The organism is Bacillus sp. A260, from assembly GCF_009861435.1.
Classification (GTDB): Bacteria; Bacillota; Bacilli; order Bacillales; family Bacillaceae_G; genus Bacillus_A; species Bacillus_A cereus.
The window spans coordinates 272,501-277,500 of the sequence record NZ_CP046398.1 but is presented as its reverse complement, the minus strand read 5'-3'; the positions used below and the strand labels follow the sequence as shown (position 1 = coordinate 277,500).

The following is a 5,000-nucleotide window of genomic DNA, read 5'->3' as shown; positions in this document are numbered from 1 at the left end:
GGATTATCGGTAATTTAATGAAAAATGCAATTTATTACGGAAAGGATGGGAAAACAATAGGAGTCGAATTGCTAGAAGCTGATGCAGAATACGAACTTCATATTTGGGATCAAGGCCCTGGTATTCCAAAACATGATTTACAAAACGTATTTGAGCGAATGTACCGAAGCGAACAATCAAGAAACTCTTCATTTGGTGGTAGCGGTCTCGGGCTTTCTATTTCCAAAGCGCTCGTTGAGAAAAACGGTGGACATATATGGGTTGAAAGTACTCCATGGAAACGAACTACTTTTGGCTTTTCTATTCCAAAACACAATACTTTTAAGAAATAGTTAAGAAATGATTAATATGCAGTTAAGCCTTCCTTTTTATGATGTAAGTAAGAACTTATAGAAAGCAGGTGTCTCCTATAAATACAATTATAAAAACGACTAACCTTACTAAAGTATATGGCAATCAAAAGTCAGTAGATAATTTAAATATTAATGTTCAACAAGGGGAGATTTATGGCTTCATAGGCCGCAACGGTGCTGGTAAAACAACAACCATTCGCATGCTGCTTAGTCTTATAAAGCCTACAAGTGGAACGATTGAAATATTCGGAGAGAACTTATTCCAAAATCAAAAAGATATTTTAAGCAGAATTGGTTCTATAGTTGAAGTTCCAGGATTTTATGAAAACTTAACTGCAAAAGAAAACCTATTAATTAATGCAAAAATAATTGGGGTTCACAAAAAGAATGCTATCGAAGAAGCATTAGAAATAGTAGGCTTGCAGCATGAGACAAAAAAGTTAGTAGGAAAGTATTCTTTAGGAATGAAGCAACGCTTAGGAATTGCGCGTGCTCTTCTCCATTATCCTGAGCTACTCATATTAGATGAACCAACTAACGGACTAGACCCTATTGGTATTAAAGAAATGCGAAAACTTATTCATTCTTTAGCTCAAGAAAGAAATATAACAATACTGATTTCTAGTCACATATTAGCCGAGGTAGAACAGTTAGTTGATCGTATCGGAATTATTCATGAAGGAAAGTTACTAGAAGAAGTTTCTCTTGATACGCTGCGCAAAGCAAACCGTAAGTACATAGAGTTTCAAGTGAATAATGACGATAAAGCTGTGATGTTATTAGAAAATCATCTTCAAATTTTTAATTATGAAGTACATGATGAAGGAAATATTCGTATTTACTCTCATTTTGGACAACAAGGATACATAAACAGAACATTCGTTCTTAACGATGTTGAAGTATTAAAAATGATGATAAGTGAAGATAGACTAGAAGATTATTTCACCAAACTAGTTGGAGGTGGAACAATTGGTTAATCTACTCTATACAGAACTCTTAAAACTAAAACGCTCTAATATGTTTTTAATTAGCATTATTGGTGCTGGTGTCGCACCTTTCTTAGTTGTAGTAGCCTCTTATATACATATAAAAACAAAACAGCCAACTCCAACTATTTGGTTCGATCAATTATTTACTGACGTTAACTTATATACTACTTTAGTTATAGGATTCCCCTTATATGGAGTAGTGGTTGCTTATTTGCTTACCCGCGAATATACAGAAGATACACTGAAAAATTTACTAACTATCCCCGTGTCACGCATTAGCTTTATTACAAGTAAATTCATCATTCTCTTTCTTTGGATTATGATGCTAACTTTAGTCGCTTGGGCACTTACTTTAATATTAGGGCTATTGGGGAACTTCCCTGGTTTTAACATTTCTTTACTTTTAGGTTCTTTCCTAGAATTTTTAATATGTGGTGGACTTCTCTTTCTATTGTCTTCACCTATTGTGCTACTAACTCTTGTAATGAAGAGCTATGTACCACCCATTATATTAACAGTCATTATTACAATGACTAATCTTATGCTCGTAAACTCCAAGCATAAAGATTTATTTCCGTGGACCGCTACTCTAGATATCGCAAATAACGAATTACAACCGACATATCCACCAGAGTATTCTTATATCATCATTGCAGTAACGACAATTTCCGGATTTATTGCAACACTATTCTATTTTAAAAAAGTAGACATTCATTAATGTATAGGAGTGAAACTATGAGCGATATCATTATTGCCTTCATACTCGGTATTGTAGAAGGATTAGCTGAATTTTTACCTATATCTTCTACTGGCCACCTTATATTAGTCGGGCATTTATTAGGCTTTGAGGGAGAAAGAGCAAAAACGTTTGAAATTGTTATTCAGCTAGGCGCAATTTTAGCTATTGCAATTTTATATCATAAACGTCTCGTTTCTTTATGTAATATTAAACCTCTTATACAGAAAGAAAAAAAATTCAACGCGTTCCATGTATTTCTTGGCGTATTTCCGGCAGTGGTTGCTGGCTTGCTACTACATGATATTATTAAAACATACTTATTCCAGCCATACACTGTTGTGATTGGACTTGTAGCAGGGGCAATTCTTATGATCTTTGCAGAAGTAAAAAAGAAAGGGGCAGCAGCCTATTCACTGGACGATTTAACATACCGCCAAGCTTTAACAATCGGATTATTTCAGTGCTTAGCGGTATACCCTGGCTTCTCTAGAGCTGGCTCTACTATCTCTGGAGGTCTATTAGCAAAAGTAAATTATAAGACTGCATCTGAATTCTCTTTTCTAATAGCTCTTCCTGTAATGATTGGGGCAACAGGCTTAGACTTACTAAAAAGTTGGAAGTATTTAAGTGTCGATGACATCCCTATGTTCGCGGTAGGATTCATTACCTCTTTTATAGTAGCGATGCTAGCAGTAGTAACTTTTCTAAAGCTTTTAGAGAAGATAGGTTTAAAACCTTTTGCATACTACCGTATTTTGTTGGCTATCTTATTTACGCTTTTCGTATTGCTATAGATTCATATAAGTCACATATTATTAAACTGATATTCAATTTAGAATATCGGTTTTTTTATCTATTTCAACTCTAGTATTACTCACTTCAATATGGCATAGTGATAATAAACTACCATTCATAATCTGAACGTTCTTTAAGTAACTATGTCCTTTATCATAAAATGCAATTGGAAAATTAAAGATCCCATATATGTACAGAACATATTTACAAACTATATTCACTCCACATAGTATCTTTTTAATTTGCAAAACACTGATACAAATTAAAAATAAGTACAAAGGCATAACAAATAAATAAATTTCCTAGGAATTATAAAGAGATTAAATATTAATTAGAGTGAGGTGACGATAAAAATGAATCAATTAGCACAGACATATTGGGATACTTATTGGGGAAACAACAAAAAACCAGAATCTGTTACAGCTTGGCAATTTGGGGATGCCCCTAATTATCTTGCACAACTAGTAATTGACGGTATTAAAACAGCTACATGCTCCGGTCACATTTTTTATGAATTAGAAAATGAATCGCTACCGACTACTAATGATTATAGTATTATACTCAATAGTAATGATGAACCTGTAGCTATTATTAAGACAATAGAAGTAACTGTAACACCAATGAATGAAGTAAGCGAAGAATTCGCTATCGCTGAAGGCGAAGGAGATCGTACTTATAATTACTGGAGAGACACCCATGTTCGTTTTTTTACAAAGGAACTAAATGAGATTGGTCTTAATTTCTCTGAAGATATGTTACTCGTCTGTGAGCGTTTTGAACTTGTTGATGTGAACAATAAAGTGAAATTTTAATAAACTGAGATTTACCAGCCATTCTTATTTTTATAAACACAAAAAAGACGAGTCATTCTGACTCGTCTTAAAGTTGCTTGGCGACGTCCTACTCTCACAGGGACAAGGTCCCAACTACCATCGGCGCTAGAGAGCTTAACTTCCGTGTTCGGTATGGGAACGGGTGTGACCTCTCTGCCATCATCACCAAACTATGAAGGCATATTCCTTCAAAACTAGATAACATTGCTACATATTATATGGTTAAGTCCTCGATCTATTAGTATTCGTCAGCTCCACATGTCACCATGCTTCCACCTCGAACCTATCAACCTGATCATCTTTCAGGGATCTTACTAGCTTACGCTATGGGAAATCTCATCTTGAGGGGGGCTTCATGCTTAGATGCTTTCAGCACTTATCCCTTCCGCACATAGCTACCCAGCTATGCCCTTGGCAGAACAACTGGTACACCAGCGGTGCGTCCATCCCGGTCCTCTCGTACTAAGGACAGCTCCTCTCAAATTTCCTACGCCCACGACGGATAGGGACCGAACTGTCTCACGACGTTCTGAACCCAGCTCGCGTACCGCTTTAATGGGCGAACAGCCCAACCCTTGGGACCGACTACAGCCCCAGGATGCGATGAGCCGACATCGAGGTGCCAAACCTCCCCGTCGATGTGGACTCTTGGGGGAGATAAGCCTGTTATCCCCGGGGTAGCTTTTATCCGTTGAGCGATGGCCCTTCCATGCGGAACCACCGGATCACTAAGCCCGACTTTCGTCCCTGCTCGACTTGTAGGTCTCGCAGTCAAGCTCCCTTATGCCTTTGCACTCTACGAATGATTTCCAACCATTCTGAGGGAACCTTTGGGCGCCTCCGTTACACTTTAGGAGGCGACCGCCCCAGTCAAACTGCCCACCTGACACTGTCTCCCGGGTCGATAAGACCCGTAGGTTAGAATTTCAATACAGTCAGGGCGGTATCCCACCAGCGCCTCCACCGAAGCTAGCGCTCCGGTTTCAATGGCTCCCGCCTATCCTGTACAAACTGTACCAAAATTCAATATCAGGCTACAGTAAAGCTCCACGGGGTCTTTCCGTCCTGTCGCGGGTAACCTGCATCTTCACAGGTACTATAATTTCACCGAGTCTCTGGTTGAGACAGTGCCCAAATCGTTACACCTTTCGTGCGGGTCGGAACTTACCCGACAAGGAATTTCGCTACCTTAGGACCGTTATAGTTACGGCCGCCGTTTACTGGGGCTTCAGTTCAGAGCTTCGCTTACGCTAACCCCTCTCCTTAACCTTCCAGCACCGGGCAGGTGTCA

Annotated in this window: 5 protein-coding genes and 2 rRNA genes (2 of these 7 running past the window's edge); 5 read left to right on the top strand and 2 right to left on the bottom strand. The window is 38.4% G+C overall.

The window, feature by feature from the left end:
• The 5 genes from GD442_RS01575 to GD442_RS01555 form a co-directional block, all read left to right on the top strand.
• A protein-coding gene (locus GD442_RS01575) for a sensor histidine kinase (RefSeq protein ID WP_000845329.1) crosses the window boundary here: on the top strand, nucleotides 1-332 show its 3' portion. Its footprint begins 682 nt before the window's first position; only the last 332 of its 1,014 coding nucleotides appear in the window; the start codon falls outside the window, past its left edge; its stop codon occupies nucleotides 330-332.
• A gap of 68 nt (nucleotides 333-400) precedes the next feature.
• Nucleotides 401-1,330 (top strand): ABC transporter ATP-binding protein, encoded by a 930-nt coding sequence (locus GD442_RS01570; protein ID WP_086408000.1) that lies wholly within the window; start codon nucleotides 401-403, stop codon nucleotides 1,328-1,330.
• Nucleotides 1,323-2,060: an ABC transporter permease gene (locus GD442_RS01565; protein WP_000247711.1), complete on the top strand. Its 738-nt coding sequence runs from the start codon at nucleotides 1,323-1,325 to the stop codon at nucleotides 2,058-2,060. Before GD442_RS01570 ends, GD442_RS01565 begins: the two co-directional genes overlap by 8 nt.
• Before the next feature lie 17 nt (nucleotides 2,061-2,077).
• Nucleotides 2,078-2,875: an undecaprenyl-diphosphate phosphatase UppP gene (gene uppP, locus GD442_RS01560; RefSeq protein WP_001279958.1), complete on the top strand. Its 798-nt coding sequence runs from the start codon at nucleotides 2,078-2,080 to the stop codon at nucleotides 2,873-2,875.
• Between the two features lie 354 nt (nucleotides 2,876-3,229).
• Entirely contained in the window at nucleotides 3,230-3,688 is a 459-nt protein-coding gene (locus GD442_RS01555; protein WP_001072420.1) for an ASCH domain-containing protein, read from the top strand.
• Nucleotides 3,689-3,763: 75 nt separating this feature from the next.
• Here the strand turns inward: GD442_RS01555 and rrf are convergent.
• A 5S ribosomal RNA gene (gene rrf, locus GD442_RS01550) occupies nucleotides 3,764-3,879 on the bottom strand.
• Between the two features lie 48 nt (nucleotides 3,880-3,927).
• Nucleotides 3,928-5,000 (bottom strand): 23S ribosomal RNA (locus GD442_RS01545); it runs 1,849 nt beyond the window's last position.